Raw genomic sequence first — 15,500 nt, 5'->3', positions numbered from 1 at the left:
AAAAAGAAAAATCCGCCCTGTAAGCGGATTTTATATATAAGGCTATGCCATATAGGACTTCAGGCTACTTGAGAGAGTCTATTTCGGTGGCGGGTGTCGCAGAACTTCCGCTGCCTTGCACCGGCACAGGCACATACACCGTGTCCGGCACCGTCCTGAACTCCCCGGGGTGCAGTTCCTGCATCTCCTTCACCTCTTCAAGGGATACCACGCGGCCTGTTGCATCCACTTTGTACTCGTCTTTGCGGCCGAGCAGCGAGAACTGCACATACCGTTTCGGATAGGCCTGCACATCGCGCAGCAGCGCCTCCAGCGCCGCCGTAGAGCGGTTCAGGTTCTCGTAGAGCGCCTCGTCGTTCATCAGCATGCCAAGGGAGCCCTGACCGGAGTTCAGCTTGGTGGCCGCTGCTTCCAGTTCGGCCACGGCGTCGTTTGTGTTCCGCACCAGTTCTGTAATCTCCACCTGCTTCAGGGTGTCTGTAATCTGCGCCATGTTCAGCGCCAGTTTGTTTATGTTTTGCTCTGTCTTCACCAGTGAGGCTGTCAGGGCGTTGATATTGGAGGTTATCTGGTTGACGTTCTCCTGGTTGGCGCGCAGAATCTCGTTGATGGCGGCGGTAGTCGCCTTGGTGTTGGCCAGTATGTCCTGCACGTTCCCCTTGGCCTCGCTCTCCAGCAGCCTGTTCACCCGGGCCAGGGTCGTGTCCACTTTGTCAATGATGGGCACCGTTTTGGTGGTGATGAGCTCCGAAAGGCTGCTCTCTTTGTAGGCGATCAGCTTTTCGCCGCCATCAAAAACCTTGGTGCTGTTGCCCAGGTACAGCACAATGGCCTTGCTGCCCAGCAGGCCGGAGTTGGACAGTGCCGCTATCGTCGAGTCCCCCACCTGTATTTCCTCCATCACGTCCAGCTCCACCATGATCTGGTTTCCCATTTCCGGCTTCAGCTTCATATTCTGCACCGACCCAACTTGTATGCCGTTCAGCACCACGGGGTTAGACAGGGCAAGGCCGTCCACGTCGTCATACATCACGTAGTAGGTGCGGGTGTCGGAGAAGATGTCCGAACCTTTGAGAAACATAAAGCCAAAGTACAGCAGCGCAATGGCCACGATACCCAGCAGGGCAACTTTTATTTCCTTGGATATTTTCACGTAAGGGGGGCTTAGTGCATCAGTTCATGACCTCCAACTCCTTTTTGTACTCTTTGAAGGCCCGGTATATACCTGATGCCATATACGTCTGTCCCGTTTTATCGTTAAGGAATTTCTCTTCTGTGGGATTGGTGAGGAAGCCGCACTCTATCAGCACGCTGGGCATGAAGGACTTCCAGAGCACCAGAAAAGGCGCCTGCTTCACGCCCCGGCTCTTGCGTCCCACCCGGGTACTGAACTCCTCCTCCACTTTGCTGGCGAAGCTCAGGCTGTTGTCGATGTAGGCGCTCTGGTGCAGCGTGAACAGGATATGGCTCTGCGGGGAGTTCGGGTCGAAGCCGTTGTAGTTTTCTTTGTAGTTCTCCTCCTGCAGCACCACCGAGTTCTCGCGCTTGGCCACCAGCAGGTTGCCCTCCGACTTCTGGATACCCATGGTGTATGTTTCTGTGCCGTAGGCAGCTGGGGGGCCTGAATTCAAGTGGATGGAGATAAAAAGGTCGGCGTCGTTCTTGTTGGCGATGCCCGCGCGGTCTATCAGCTCCACAAACTTGTCTTCCTTGCGGGTATATATCACTTTCACGTCGGGCAGGTTCTCCTGTATCAGTTTGCCCACCTGCAGCGCCAGGCTCAGCGCCACGTCCGCCTCCTGCGAGTGTTTACCGTTGCACCCCACATCCTTCCCCCCGTGCCCGGCGTCTATCACCACCGTGCGCACTTTGTAGTCCCTTCTGAACTCAAGCTTTCCGGAGGTACAGAGCAGCAAAACGACAGCGAGAAACGGGACAGCAACAATATTTTTCACAACCTTCGTTAGTTAAAAAGTTAAACAATAACTTTGTACAAAATAAGTAAACTTTTAGGGAACACTGAAGATTTGCGACACTTTTTAATTTTCCTGCTGCTCCTGCCGTTTACCTTTCTCTCACCCCCGGCGGCAGTGGGCCAGACGACGGAGCAGGCGCCGGTTGCCCCGCAGGACACCGTACCCGCCCCACAGGACACCGCCGCCGTCTCCGCCACGCAGGATTCTGTCGCTGTCCCCGCCCCCGGCGGCGACATTGAGACCACTATCAAATACTCGGCCAGAGACTCCATCCAGTTCGAGGTGGACCGGGAGGTCGTACACCTGTACGGCGACGCCAAAATCAATTACGGCGACGTGTCCTTGGAGGCAGCCTATATCGAGCTAAACTACGAGACCAACCTGGTGACGGCGACCTGGCTCCCGGACTCCACGGGCAAGGAGTTGGGCGTGCCCGTGTTCACGGACGCCAGCCAGACCTACGAAGCCAAGAAAATAGCCTACAACTACAAAACCCGGCGGGGGCGCATATCCGAGGTGGTTACACGGCAGGGAGAGGGCTATATACACGCTGAGGTGGTGAAACGAAACGAGAAGGAAGAGTTTTACGGGCTTCACTCCCGTTACACCACCTGCGACCTGGCCCACCCGCACTTCTACATCAGTTCCGAGAAATTCAAGGTTATCCCCAACAGCAAGGTGATGACCGGCCCCTTCAACCTCGTGATTGGGGACATCCCGACGCCCCTGGGCTTTCTGTTCGGGCTGTTCCCGACGCCCAAAAACCAGAAGCGGGCCTCGGGCATACAGGTGCCGACTTTTGGGGAGAGCAGGGCACGGGGCTTTTATCTGAGCGGGCTCGGCTATTACTTTGCCTGGAACGACTATATAGGCACCACGGTGCGCGGCGACATTTACTCGCTGGGCGGCTATAACATAGACACTCAGACGGATTATGTGAACCGTTATGATTACCGGGGCTCGATAGGCATCACCTACGACTACTTCAAAAATGACGAGGCGGATGTGGAGCGTGCCAGGTCTACCTCGGAAAATTTATATGACATCCTGCCGGAGTCGCAGCGCACGTTCTGGATCCGGTGGTCGCACACGCCCGTGCAGAAGCCGGGCCGCGGCCGCTTCACGGCCAGCGTAAACGCCGGCAGCCAGTTGCACCAGCGCCTGAACTATACCAACTCCGCCAATTACCTGTCGCCGTCTTTCAGCTCGCAGGTTTCTTATCAGAAGACCATCCCGAACTCGCCTTTCAGCTACACCGTGAGCGCCCGGCAGTCGCAGAACACCGTGACAGGCTCGATGGACTTCGTGCTGCCCGACATGAGCCTGAGCATGTCGACGGTGAGCCTGTATGAGCTCTTCAGCAATGCGCCTGCCACTGGCGCGTGGTACGAGAACTTCACCATCGGGTACAGCCTGCGCGCCCGCAACGAGGTGAGCAACCGGGTGCCTGCCCGACGGCTCAGCGGGGTAAACGGCATCATCGGGGAGACCCGGCAAGACACCACGCTGGAAGTGGGTTTCGACAACCTGGCGGATCTCTGGAAAAACGGCAAGCAGGAGGCTACCCACAACCTCAGCATCGGCCTGGGCAACTATAAGGTATTCCGCTTCTTCAACTTCTCCCCGAGCGTCAGCTACGGCGAGACCTGGCTCGACGAGAAGTACACCTACCGCTTCGACCCCGACTCGCAGAAAGTGGATGTCGACACCACCGGCTTCGGGAGGGTGTACCAGTACTCGGCCGGCGCCTCGCTCAGCACCACCATATATGGCACGGCCTATATAAAAGGCAAGCGCGTGGAGGCCATCCGCCACCTGATCAGGCCCAGCATCAGCTACAGCTACCGCCCCGACTTCAGCGATGGCCGCTTTGGCTTCTATCAGGATGTGCTGACAGGCGTGAACCCGGCCACGAACGAGGCGCGGGTGCAAACGCTCTCCCGCTTCCGGACAGGGGCGCCGGGCATGTCGCTCAGCAGCGCCCTGGGCTTCTCCATCGACAACAACATTGAGATGAAGGTGCGCTCCAAATCCGACAGCGCCACTGCAGAAAACCAGTTTGAGAAGGTAAGCCTGATTGACAACCTGCGGATAAGCTCCGGCTACGACTTTGCCGCCGACTCCTTCAACCTGGCCCCTATCCGCCTCACCATGAGCACGCGCCTGTTCAAGTTCCTGGACGTCACGTTCAGCTCCAGCTTCGACCCCTACAAGCTGGAGTACAGCGACACCGGCGTCGGCAGGAGGGTAAACGAGTATTACTTCGACCCGCAGCACCTGCGGCTGGCCAGGCTGACGAACGCCAACCTGAACCTGCGGGCCAACCTGAATCCGAACGCCCGGAAAACCGATGAGACAGGCCCCACCAACCTGCCCATGCTGCAGCGCGACGAAACCCCGCTGCTGCCCGAGTATATCGACTTCAAGATTCCGTGGACTCTCGCGCTCGATTTCACCATGTATTACTCGCCCAGCAACTCGCTCGCTTCCCCGGCCAGGGTGGACCGGACAATGGGGATAAACGGCACGCTGGGCATCACAGAGAAATGGCAGGTGTCCTATAACGGCACCTACGACTTCACCAGCCAGAACATCTCCTACGCCACCGTCAACATCACCCGCGACCTGCACTGCTGGGACATGAGCATCAGCTGGATTCCGTTCGGCCTGCAGCGGGGCTACAACCTCACCATCCAGGCCCGCTCGGCGCTGCTGCAGGACCTGAAACTGACCAAGCGCAGGTCCGGATGGAACCGGTAAGCGAAACAGCCACAGCCCATGTGGCTGTTTTTGTTTGCGGATTTTATAGCTTTGCAGCTCCTAACCGATACAACCATGTCTGTTCATAAAAGCGACCTGAAGAAAATAACCACGCACCAGCTGCAGAACATGAAGGAGCGCGGCGAGAAAATATCGATGCTCACGGCATATGATTTCTCGATGGCCTCCATCCTGGATGCGGCGGGCACCGATGTGCTGCTGGTGGGCGACTCGGCCTCTAACGTGATGGCGGGCCACGAAACCACGCTGCCCATCACGCTGGACCAGATGATCTACCACGCCTCGTCGGTGGTGCGGGGCGTGAGCCGGGCCTTTGTGGTGGTGGACATGCCCTTTGGCTCTTACCAGGGTAATTCGTCCGAGGCGCTGCGCTCGGCCATCCGCATCATGAAGGAGTCGGGGGCGCACGGCATCAAGCTGGAAGGCGGCGCCGAGATAAAGGAGTCCGTTACCCGCATCCTGAGCGCCGGCGTGCCGGTGATGGGCCACCTGGGGCTCACGCCGCAGTCTATATATAAATTCGGCACGTACACGGTGCGCGCCAAGGAGGATGCCGAGGCGCAGAAGCTGATAGACGATGCGCAACTGCTGCAGGACCTGGGCTGCTTCGCCATTGTGCTGGAGAAAATCCCCTCGGAGCTTGCCAGGCGCGTGGCAGAGGCGCTCACCATCCCCATCATCGGCATAGGCGCCGGGCCGCACGTGGACGGGCAGGTGCTGGTGGTACACGACATGCTGGGCATCAACAAAGAGTTCAAGCCCCGCTTCCTGCGCCGCTACGCCGACCTGCACAGCATCATGACGGACGCCGTCACTAACTACATCAAAGACGTCAAAAGCCTCGACTTCCCGAACGAAAAGGAAGCGTATTGATCAATTAGAAATTAAATGCTCGAAGTGCTGTATGAGGACAACCATGTGCTGGCGGTGAACAAACCGGCGGGCCTGCTGGTACACGGCGACGAGACCGGCGACACCACGCTGGCGGACATGGCCAAAGCCTATATAAAGGAGAAGTACAACAAGCCCGGCAATGTGTTTGTGGGCGTAGTACACCGCCTGGACCGGCCCGTGAGCGGTGTGGTGCTGCTCGCCAAAACCTCCAAGGCCCTGGCCCGGCTGAATGAGCTGTTCCGGAGCAGAAAAACGCAGAAGACCTACTGGGCGGTGGTGCAGCGCAGGCCGCCGCAGGAAGAGGGCACACTCGTACACTGGCTTGTCAAGGACAGCTCCAGGAACATCACCAAGGCCTACGCCAAAGAAAACAGGAGCGGCCAGCGCTCCGAACTCCACTACAGGCTGCTGCAGGCCCAGCAGGGCTGTTACCTGCTGGAGGTGAACCCCATCACCGGCAGGTCGCACCAGATACGGGTACAGCTTGCCTCCATGCGCTGCCCCATCCTCGGTGACCTGAAATACGGTGCGCCGCAGCCGCTGCCCGACAAAAGCATCGCCCTGCATGCCCGCCAGCTGCAGTTCGAGCACCCCACCCTCAAAACGCAGGTAACGGTGAGCGCCCCGCCGCCGCAAAACGCTGCATGGGGCCCATTCCGGTAGCTGCACCCATGCGCTAAGAAGATGATTTTAGTCACTTTCTGAACTTTTACCCCGCCATCTCTATTTAACTTTCGAATCGTGTTGTAAATTTGCGAGAACGCGTGGCACGGTTACGGCAATCAGCCCCGCTCTGTATTAGAAGCTATCTGTCATCATTCCTTACGCTCATGCCTATACTCATATTTTTTGTGGTGCACTGGTACCTGTCACTTTTCGTGCAGACCTTTTACCTGCACCGTTACGCCGCCCATAAAATGTTCACCATGAACCCTTTCTGGGAGAAAGCCTTTTACCTGCTGACTTATATAGCACAGGGATCTTCTTTCCTGTCGCCGCGCGCCTACGCAATCCTGCACCGCATGCACCACGCTTTCTCCGATACGGAGCGTGACCCGCACTCACCGCACTTCTCGAACAACGCGTTCACGATGATGTGGAAAACCAAGGAGATATATAACAACGTGCTGCACAAGCGCGTGGAGCCGGAGCGCCGCTTCGAGGGCGATTACCCGGTATGGCCGGCGCTGGAGCGGGTGGGCGACTCCTACTTCTCCCGCATTGGCTGGGGCGTGGGCTACGTGCTGTTTTACATCGCCTTTGCCACGCAGTGGTGGATGTTCCTGCTGCTGCCCCTCCATTTCCTGATGGGACCGATACATGGCGCTATCGTGAACTGGAGCGGCCACAAGTACGGCTATCAGAACTTCGACAATAACGACAAATCCCGCAACTCGCTTTTCTTCGACTTCCTGACGGGCGGCGAGTTGTTCCAGAACAACCACCACAAGCTGCCTAACCGCGTCAACTTCGGAGTGAAGTGGTGGGAAGTGGACCCGACCTGGCCGGTTATCTGGACACTCAACAAGCTCCATATCATCAAGCTGAAGCCGGTGAAAGTAAAACTGAAGGCAACACCCCGATCAAAATCACAGGCTGCCGCCTAAGCAGGCTATATATAAACAGGCCATATATAACGCCAATGCCAGCTGCTGTCCCGGATTTCTTAATTCGGAACAATGGCTGAAGCGGATTGGGAAGTCCGCGTATATATAAATCCCAGGCAGCGGGCTTCCGGACTGCGAAGCACGAAAAAGCAGGTTCTTATTCCGCCCATATAGAGTATATATAAATAGAACATATATAAAAAGCCCTTCGCTGTGCGAAGGGCTTTTTATATATCCGGCCCTTTCTTCTCCTGCGCCCCCTTATATATGATATATGGCCTGCCCTACGAAGTTGAAATCATGGCGCATCCGCCTCATATATAATCTTACAATTTTGTATACTTATAAAGTATAAATTCATACCTTTGCGGTTCTATACTGGTGGACGGGTTCCACCGACGTAAATTTTATACATAAAATGGCAGTAAAAATCAGACTGGCCCGCAGAGGCCGCAAGAAAGCAGCTATCTACGACATCGTGGTAGCAGATGCAAGATCCCCGCGCGACGGGAAGTTCATTGAGAAGCTGGGCACCTACAACCCCAACACCAACCCCGCGTCTATCGACTTCAGCGAAGACAAGGCGTTCCAGTGGTTGATGAACGGCGCGCAGCCGACCGACACGGTGAAAGCCATGCTGTCCTACACCGGCGTGCTTTACAGAAGGCACCTGCAGATCGGGGTGATCAAAGGCGCTATCACACAGGAAACTGCCGACTCCCGCCTGACAGAGTGGAAAGAAGCCAAGCAGGCTAAGATCGATAGCAAGCGCCAGAACGTTGGCACTGCGAAAGAAGCCGCCAAAAAAGCTGCTCTCGATGCTGAGACAAAAGTGAAAGAGGCCCGTGCCGAGGCTATCCGTCAGCGTGAGGCTGAGAAGGCCGCCGCCAACGCCCCTGCTCCTGCCGCAGAAGAAGCTCCGGAGGCACCTGCTGCCGAAGGCGAAGCTGCACCGGAAGAGCAAGCATAAATACTACTGCCATGAACATTGATGACTGCTTCCAATTAGGCTATATCGTCAAAACCCATGGCACCAAGGGGCAGGTCGTCGCATTTTTCGACGTAGACTACCCCGAGGATTATGAAGATCTGGAATCAGTTTTCCTTGAGCAAAAAGGAAGGCTGATTCCTTTTTTTATAGCCTTGATGGAGCCGGTGCAGAAAGGCCGCTTCATCATCAAGTTCGAGGACATAAACACCATCGAACAGGCCGAAACACTGCGCAACACGGCCATATACCTGCCTCTCGACGAACTGCCGGAACTGGAAGAAGACCAGTTTTACTTCCATGAGGTGATCGGGTACCAGGTGATCGACCAAAACCACGGCCCCCTCGGCACGGTCAAAGACTTCTACGACATGCCGCAGCAGCAACTGATGGCCATGGACTATATGAACCAGGAGATGCTGGTGCCGGTGATGGACGAGATTGTGCTGCGCGCCGACCACGACGCAAAACAACTGCACGTGAAGCTGCCCGAGGGCCTGCTTGAAGTATATACCCAACCTGCCAGCCCCGACGAAGCCGACGACCTCGACGAGGACGCGGAGGAGGACAAATAATGCGCTTTGACATCATCAGTTGCCAGCCCGATCTGCTGGACAGCCCCTTCAGCCACTCTATTGTGAAGCGTGCGCAGCAGAAAGGACTGGTGGATATCCACATCCACGACCTGCGCCAATATGCCGTGAACAAGCACGGCCAGATAGACGACTACGCCTTCGGCGGCGGGGCCGGTATGGTGATGATGATTGAGCCCATCGACCGCCTCCTGACTGACCTGAAGGCCGAGCGCCCCTACGACGCCATCATCTATATGACGCCCGACGGGCAGACGCTGAACCAGCAAACCGTCAATCAGTTTTCGCTGCTGCAGAACGTCATCATCCTATGCGGCCACTACAAGGGCGTGGACGAGCGCGTGCGGCGGCATTACATCACCCACGAAATCAGCATCGGCGATTATGTGCTGTCGGGTGGGGAGTTGGGCGCGGCAGTGCTGGCAGATGCCGTTATCCGCATCATTCCGGGGGTGCTGAACGACGAGTCGTCGGCGCTGACGGACTCTTTTCAGGATGGGCTGCTGGCCCCGCCTGTGTATACCCGCCCGGCTGATTATAAAGGAATGCAGGTGCCGGAGATACTGCTTTCGGGCGATGGCCCTAAAATAGACGCGTGGCGCTTTGAGCAGGCGGTGGAGCGCACCAGGCAGCGCCGCCCCGACCTGCTGAACGACTGAGCGCTATATATACCTGGCAGGCCAGACCCGGGCATCATATTTTTTTTCTGCAAAAATTCTTATGTAAGAAATAATTACATATCTTTGCAATCCGAAATTTGAAGAAGATACTTTAAGAACATAGCCATCATGAGCGAATTATTAATCAAATTCATAGAGCAGGAATCTACTGACAAGCGCGCCTCTTTCCCTTCCTTCCAGGCAGGTGATACGATTAACGTACACGTGCGAATCCGTGAGGGTAACAAAGAGCGTATCCAGCAGTTCCAGGGCGTGGTGATTCAGCGTAAGAACGTGAACACAAACGGTGAGACCTTTACTGTGAGAAAAGTATCCAACCAAATCGGACTTGAGCGTATTTTCCCGCTTCTTTCACCAGCCATCGAGCAAATCGACGTGATTAGAAAAGGTAAGGTGAGAAGGGCGCGCCTGTACTACCTGAGAGGCCTGCAGGGCAAAGCGGCTCGTATCAAAGAGAGAAGATAAAGAAACCTGTTTTCATAAATTACCATAGTTTTAGTGAAAGAGGAGCCGACCAAAACCGGCTCCTCTTTTTTGTTCCCGCACTTTTGGAGCGCCCCTTTGCCGCAACGCTTTCCCCTACCGTGCGGGCTGCCTATCTTTGCACTTCCTGAAGCCAAGGCCTATGAAATCATATATAACTCCTTACCTCACCTTACTGGCGCTGCTGCTCGTCTCCTGCAAAACAGACTATGCGGAGCTGCCTACTTACACGGGCAACGAGCAGTTGCAGGCGGTCATCGAGACGCCTGCGGGCAGCAACCACAGACTTATATATGACCAGGAGCAGAAGGCGTTTGTAAACGATATAATGGCGGGACAGGACCGGGTAGTCCAGTTTCTGCCCTACCCCGCCAACCTCGGCTTCATTCCCTCCACCGAGATCAACAGGAATGGCAAAGGGCTGGAGGTGCTGGTGCTGTCGGAGCGGCTGGAAACGGGCACAGTGGCCGAGGTGCTGCCGGTAGGGCTGATGCAGTTGGAAACGGACGGGGAATTGCAGCACATCGTGGTGGCCGTGCCCGCCAGGCCGAGCGAGCGCCATATCGAGGCCACGAACTACAGGGCCCTCAGCGTGGAATACCCGGCGGTAAAGAAGATTCTGGAGGAATGGTTTGCCAACGCCAACCCCGCCGCCAATACCAACTTCGTGGGCTGGCGCGACGAGCGGTTCGCCGAAAAGGAGATCCAGCGCTGGATGAGGCTGTAGATACACAAGACGACGGCTGCCTGTTCCTGCTCAGGTGTTTCTTATAACTACAAGTACAGAATTAGCTTACATTATTCTGTCATCCTGGAAGGATCTTGTGGGCCAGCCGCAACCGCTTATCCATGAATGACTACGGTAGAACCTCTCTTCTACCGAGATCCTTACAGGATGACAGACATGAAATTGCGGCGCAGTTAGCTCACATTTATTGCCAAATGAATTCTTTACAAATCCTGCCCCTTATGTAAGGCGCTGCTATTTTATATCCCTCAGCTTTGCCCGCACCTCCTCCACTGACTTCTCCATATCCTGCACCTGCTGCCGGCTGATTTCCTGCTGCCTGGCGTTGTGCTGCACACTTAGCTCCAGTTGCTTCAGTTCCTCGGCATTGTGCGCCAGTTCCGCCTCCAGGTCTTTCCGGCGCTGCCTGTTCTTGTCGATGCTCTGCTGGATGCTGTTTGCCTCCTTCACCACCCGGTCCTGCTCCGATTTGGTGGCGCGAAGCACGTCTTCTGCCTTGTTTATCTGGCGCAGCACGTCTTCGCGGTACACTTTGCGGGCAAAGCCGCGCAGAAACTTTTCGGAGGCGGCATACTCCTCCGGGGTGGCGTCTTTGTCTATATAAGCCACGCCCATGTCCAGGCTCCACCACACGCTGCTGCCCTGGGCACTGCTACCGACCATGGAAATCACTCGCATGGGCGCATCGGAAATGGTATCGATCTGGGCACCCTCCACGGTAAAGAGACCCTTGCTGCTTTTCACCTTTCCTGCTTTCTCGCTGAGATAGGCCTTCCAGGATTTCTCCACCGTTTTAGGGTCCAGCTCCACCGAAAGCTGCTGCCCGCGCCGGATGACGCCGTTTACCTCCTGCTCCTTCTCCACCACCTGCACCACCTGCGCCTGGCAGAAGCCACTTACCATCAGAAGCACCCCGAGTAAAATTCCTCTCATTTGTCGCGATTTTAATTGCACTGTTTAAGCAAATTTCCGTTCACTAAAGTAGAGAATCAGGGTGAGAAACAGCGGGCTGGTGCCAGATTAATTTCACCCTGATTTGATTTGGGAATCGTGGTGGGTACATTAACTTTGCGAACTTGCAGCTTTCGCAGATTTGGATGATGCTGCCGGGAGCCAAACAATCCTGCCACCGTAGCTGTTCTATACCCTATGAAAGTAACCGTTAGCCGGAAAGAGCATTTCAACGCCGCGCACAGGCTGCACAACCCGGCCTGGACCGATGAGAAAAACAATGCCGTTTTTGGCTTGTGCAACAACCCCAACTACCACGGGCACAACTACGAACTCTATGTGAGGATCACCGGCACCGTTGACCCCGAAACCGGCTATGTGTACGACCTGAAAAAACTGAGCGACCTGATAAAGCAGGAGATACTGGACAGGTTCGATCATAAAAACCTGAACCTCGACACTCCCGAATTCAGGCACCTGAACCCGACGGCAGAGAACATCGCGGTGGTGATATGGGAGAAGCTCCGGAGTAAAATTAGCCCCGACTACGATTTAGCCGTAACACTTTATGAAACAGAAAGAAACTTTGTGGAATACCATGGATAACCACAAGCTAGATATAACTCCGGACGAGGAAGCGATGGACGACCATGTGATGAGCTCTCTGGACACCCCCATGCGCCCCGACGCCTTTACCCTGACCAACGAGGAGAAAATCGCCATCATTGAAGGCCACTTCCATGGAATCATGCACACGCTGGGCCTCGACCTGACGGACGACAGCCTGAAAGGCACCCCTCACCGGGTGGCCAAAATGTTTGTGAAGGAAATCTTCTCCGGCCTGGACCCTGGCAACAAGCCCACAGCGCGGCGCTTCGAGAACAAGTACAAGTACAGCAAAATGCTGGTAGAGCGCGATATTACCGTGTACTCTTACTGCGAACACCATTTCGTGCCCATCATCGGCAAAGCCCATGTGGCCTATATACCCAATGAGCACGTGATAGGCTTATCGAAACTGAACCGCATTGTGCATTACTATGCCCGCCGCCCGCAGGTGCAGGAGCGCATGACGATGCAGATCGCCAATGAACTGAAGGAGTCCCTGAAAACGGAGAATGTGGCCGTGATGATAGAGGCCGACCACCTGTGCGTGATGAGCCGTGGCGTGAACGACGTGAGCAGTAGCACCATTACGGCTGAGTATTCCGGCCTCTTCGACCAGGACCAGTACCGCAACGAGTTCCTGGGGCACATCCGCACGAATAAGTAAGAGGTTAGCGCGCCACTGACTCGCTTAATTTTTCCCTAATAGATATTAGAAAACTCAAATATACCTGTATTGCGTATAAGATAGTTCTATGCCTCATCATTTTCAACAACAGCTATGTCTGGTAAAATTTTAATTACAGGTGGTTCGGGCTTAATTGGCATGCGCCTCTCCGAAATGCTCATCGACCAGGGCTATGAGGTGGCCCACCTGAGCCGCAATCCTGACAAGGTGTCGAAGTACAAAACCTTCAGGTGGGACGTGAAGCAAGGCTATATAGACGAGAACGCCATCACCTACGCCGACTACATCGTGCATCTGGCAGGAGCCAGCCTCTCCTCCGAGAAATGGACAGAGGAGCGCAAGAAGGAGATAATTGACAGCCGCGTGAAAAGCGCTAACCTGCTCTACAAGTGCCTGAGCGATTCGGAGCACCACGTGAAGGGTTTCGTGTCTGTCTCGGGCATCAACGTGTACGGCGACTCCGGCGACCGGCTGATTTCAGAAGAGAACACCACCGGCGACGACTACCTGGCGGAGGTGTGCAAAGCCTGGGAGGCCTCAGCCTGGCAGATGCACGACCTGAACCTGCGCACCGTTATCCTGCGCCTGGGCATCGTGCTCAGCACAAAGGGCGGCGCGCTGCCCCAACTGGCGCGGCCCGTGAAGCTGATGGCGGGCGCCACGCTCGGCTCCGGCAAGCAGTACATGTCGTGGATTCATATAGACGATGCCTGCCGCCTGTTTATCAGGGCCATTGAAGACCCGCAGTTTCATGGAGTATATAATGCCGTGGCGCCGCACCCCGTCACCAACAAGGCGTTTACGCAGGCGCTGGCCGAGGTCATAAAGCGCCCGCTGGTGCTGCCCAAGGTGCCTGCCTTCGCGCTGAACCTGGTGATGGGCGAGATGAGCGAGGTGGTGCTGTCGAGCCTGCGCGTAAGCGCCAACAAGGTGCTGCAAACAGGCTTCACCTTTGAGTACAACTATCTGGGAGAGGCACTGGCGTCTTTCTATAAGGAGGAGAAGGATTGAGGAAACGGCTACATATATAAACGAGGGGCTGTTTGATTTAACTTCTTTGCTTGCTTCATATATAGTGCAGAGGACCTCACAGTTACGTATATACAGTAGTTGTATTTCATTTAGAAAAACGAAATGAATAGAGACAAAACACCCTTATTTAGAAAGGTAAATACAAGAGCAAGGGGTGTTCGTCATAATTTCGGTGGTGATTTCAAAGATTCCAGAAACAAAAAGCGGGAGACACTTTAGCAAACCAAAGGTTCTATGCACGGTAAAAAAGAAAGAGGACTTGACTATGCCCCTCTTTTCAGATTTCTATTATCAAAAGTTGGGAAAGATTGGGAGGACGTCGTAAACGAAGCAAAATCTCGGTTGGATGAACTGGAACCTATATACTGGGTAGTCGCTCTGAATGAAGAGGATAGAAAAGATTTTTCAGAGTTGGAGAATCCACCTATGTCTCAGGAATGTTCATTGATGATGATGGAAAATTACAGCTATCAAATCCTAAGTTGAAAGCGAAAGACTTGGCTCCATTCTGTGATTGTTGCACTCACACCCTAAATGGACAAGTGTTTGAAACTGAATAAAATGAAAACACAACAAGGTACATAAATCATATCACCCTTCGGGATGCTACGCTTTATATAATAACCATTATATACAAAGCTGAATCTTAAAATGGAATCAAATAAAATTCGTATTTTAATATTGTTAAAAGGAACTTATGAGAACACTAAGTATTTCGATATCTGACCTTGAGTATAATAAGTTTGGAATAAAGGCGGATAAATTAAGTTTTTCCGACTTCGTAGAAATAGTAAGCAAAGAATTAATGCGACAGAATTTAGGTAAAAGTATTGCGCTTGCGGAGAAATATGGCCTTTCTAAACTGACTGTGAAAGATATAACAAAGGAAGTAAATGCTGTAAGAAAGAATGCAAAGAATAATTCTTGACACCAATGTTTTAGTATCAGCACTTATCCAACGGAGTTTTCCTTACCTAATCATAAACGAGCTTTTCATTGAAGACAAGATTATGCTTTGTATTTCTGATGAACTCATATCGGAATACTATGAAGTCCTGAATCGTAAAAAATTTTCGAAGTATCTGGATTTTATAAACGCGGCGCAAACTGTTTTAGCTACTGTCGAGACAAAAGCCGTGAAATTTTATCCTAAAACAAAATTATCTATCATAAGCGACCAACCTGATAACAGGCTTTTAGAACTTGCGGAAGAAAGTAAAGCTAATTACCTGATTACAGGTAATTCCAACGATTTTACGATGGGCAAATATAAAAGGACCAAAATTGTAACGCCAAAAGAGTATTGGGAAAACTATCAGCCAAAGTAAAAAGCACTATCCCTAACAAAAGCTAAGGAGCATTATAAGCCACTCTATCTGATACTGTTAAAATACTGTGCCACTACCTCGTGTTGACATACAGGTTGGCTATCGCAGTTAAATAAACTAATTGCGCCTTTCCATTATTTATATA

Annotated in this window: 18 protein-coding genes; 15 read left to right on the top strand and 3 right to left on the bottom strand. The window is 53.8% G+C overall.

Going from position 1 to position 15,500, the window contains the following annotated elements; translation table 11 throughout:
- Positions 1-64: 64 nt before the first annotated feature.
- Both GSQ62_RS15755 and GSQ62_RS15750 read right to left on the bottom strand, forming a co-directional pair.
- The gene (locus GSQ62_RS15755) at positions 65-1,153 is read right to left on the bottom strand and encodes an MlaD family protein (protein WP_161890393.1); all 1,089 of its coding nucleotides are present in this window, start codon (positions 1,151-1,153) and stop codon (positions 65-67) included.
- A gap of 19 nt (positions 1,154-1,172) precedes the next feature.
- Complete coding sequence (locus GSQ62_RS15750; RefSeq protein WP_161890392.1) at positions 1,173-1,955, bottom strand: N-acetylmuramoyl-L-alanine amidase family protein; 783 nt, start codon at positions 1,953-1,955, stop codon at positions 1,173-1,175.
- Positions 1,956-2,027: 72 nt separating this feature from the next.
- Between GSQ62_RS15750 and GSQ62_RS15745 the strand changes: the two genes are divergently transcribed.
- From GSQ62_RS15745 to GSQ62_RS15705, 9 genes are all read left to right on the top strand, one after another.
- Positions 2,028-4,736 (top strand): putative LPS assembly protein LptD, encoded by a 2,709-nt coding sequence (locus GSQ62_RS15745; RefSeq protein WP_161890391.1) that lies wholly within the window; start codon positions 2,028-2,030, stop codon positions 4,734-4,736.
- Positions 4,737-4,811: 75 nt separating this feature from the next.
- A complete protein-coding gene (gene panB, locus GSQ62_RS15740) occupies positions 4,812-5,630 on the top strand; it encodes a 3-methyl-2-oxobutanoate hydroxymethyltransferase (protein WP_161890390.1) in 819 nt (272 codons plus the stop codon).
- Between the two features lie 15 nt (positions 5,631-5,645).
- Positions 5,646-6,314 carry an RluA family pseudouridine synthase gene (locus GSQ62_RS15735; RefSeq protein WP_161890389.1) on the top strand — a complete coding sequence of 223 codons (669 nt, stop codon included), beginning with the start codon at positions 5,646-5,648 and terminating at the stop codon, positions 6,312-6,314.
- 167 nt (positions 6,315-6,481) lie between these two features.
- Positions 6,482-7,258: an acyl-CoA desaturase gene (locus GSQ62_RS15730; protein WP_161890388.1), complete on the top strand. Its 777-nt coding sequence runs from the start codon at positions 6,482-6,484 to the stop codon at positions 7,256-7,258.
- Between the two features lie 418 nt (positions 7,259-7,676).
- A complete protein-coding gene (locus GSQ62_RS15725; RefSeq protein ID WP_161890387.1) occupies positions 7,677-8,228 on the top strand; it encodes a 30S ribosomal protein S16 in 552 nt (183 codons plus the stop codon).
- An 11-nt stretch (positions 8,229-8,239) separates the two neighbouring features.
- Positions 8,240-8,821 carry a ribosome maturation factor RimM gene (gene rimM / locus GSQ62_RS15720; RefSeq protein ID WP_161890386.1) on the top strand — a complete coding sequence of 194 codons (582 nt, stop codon included), beginning with the start codon at positions 8,240-8,242 and terminating at the stop codon, positions 8,819-8,821.
- Positions 8,821-9,498: a tRNA (guanosine(37)-N1)-methyltransferase TrmD gene (trmD, locus tag GSQ62_RS15715; protein WP_161890385.1), complete on the top strand. Its 678-nt coding sequence runs from the start codon at positions 8,821-8,823 to the stop codon at positions 9,496-9,498. Before rimM ends, trmD begins: the two co-directional genes overlap by 1 nt.
- Positions 9,499-9,627: 129 nt before the next feature.
- Positions 9,628-9,984 carry a 50S ribosomal protein L19 gene (rplS, locus tag GSQ62_RS15710; protein WP_161890384.1) on the top strand — a complete coding sequence of 119 codons (357 nt, stop codon included), beginning with the start codon at positions 9,628-9,630 and terminating at the stop codon, positions 9,982-9,984.
- Positions 9,985-10,144: 160 nt separating this feature from the next.
- Positions 10,145-10,729: an inorganic diphosphatase gene (locus GSQ62_RS15705; protein WP_161890383.1), complete on the top strand. Its 585-nt coding sequence runs from the start codon at positions 10,145-10,147 to the stop codon at positions 10,727-10,729.
- Between the two features lie 255 nt (positions 10,730-10,984).
- Here the strand turns inward: GSQ62_RS15705 and GSQ62_RS15700 are convergent, their stop codons facing one another.
- A complete protein-coding gene (locus GSQ62_RS15700) occupies positions 10,985-11,683 on the bottom strand; it encodes a coiled-coil domain-containing protein (RefSeq protein WP_161890382.1) in 699 nt (232 codons plus the stop codon).
- A gap of 216 nt (positions 11,684-11,899) precedes the next feature.
- On the opposite strand from GSQ62_RS15700, the gene GSQ62_RS15695 reads away from it, so the two are divergent.
- The 6 genes from GSQ62_RS15695 to GSQ62_RS15670 all read left to right on the top strand — a co-directional run bounded on the left by GSQ62_RS15695 (position 11,900) and on the right by GSQ62_RS15670 (position 15,355).
- Positions 11,900-12,307, top strand: coding sequence for a 6-pyruvoyl trahydropterin synthase family protein (locus GSQ62_RS15695; protein WP_161890381.1), 408 nt, complete (start codon positions 11,900-11,902; stop codon positions 12,305-12,307).
- The gene (gene folE / locus GSQ62_RS15690) at positions 12,270-12,974 is read left to right on the top strand and encodes a GTP cyclohydrolase I FolE (RefSeq protein ID WP_202621793.1); all 705 of its coding nucleotides are present in this window, start codon (positions 12,270-12,272) and stop codon (positions 12,972-12,974) included. Before GSQ62_RS15695 ends, folE begins: the two co-directional genes overlap by 38 nt.
- Before the next feature lie 114 nt (positions 12,975-13,088).
- The gene (locus GSQ62_RS15685; protein WP_161890380.1) at positions 13,089-14,006 is read left to right on the top strand and encodes a TIGR01777 family oxidoreductase; all 918 of its coding nucleotides are present in this window, start codon (positions 13,089-13,091) and stop codon (positions 14,004-14,006) included.
- Positions 14,007-14,261: 255 nt separating this feature from the next.
- Positions 14,262-14,513 (top strand): hypothetical protein, encoded by a 252-nt coding sequence (locus GSQ62_RS20695; protein ID WP_202621792.1) that lies wholly within the window; start codon positions 14,262-14,264, stop codon positions 14,511-14,513.
- A 211-nt stretch (positions 14,514-14,724) separates the two neighbouring features.
- The gene (locus GSQ62_RS15675) at positions 14,725-14,955 is read left to right on the top strand and encodes a hypothetical protein (protein ID WP_161890379.1); all 231 of its coding nucleotides are present in this window, start codon (positions 14,725-14,727) and stop codon (positions 14,953-14,955) included.
- The gene (locus GSQ62_RS15670) at positions 14,936-15,355 is read left to right on the top strand and encodes a putative toxin-antitoxin system toxin component, PIN family (protein WP_161890378.1); all 420 of its coding nucleotides are present in this window, start codon (positions 14,936-14,938) and stop codon (positions 15,353-15,355) included. Before GSQ62_RS15675 ends, GSQ62_RS15670 begins: the two co-directional genes overlap by 20 nt.
- Positions 15,356-15,500: the final 145 nt, after the last annotated feature.

The sequence above is a fragment of the Pontibacter russatus genome, assembly GCF_009931655.1.
GTDB lineage: Bacteria > Bacteroidota > Bacteroidia > Cytophagales > Hymenobacteraceae > Pontibacter > Pontibacter russatus.
Note: the sequence above shows the minus strand (reverse complement) of the source record. Positions and strands in the feature narration are given on the sequence as shown.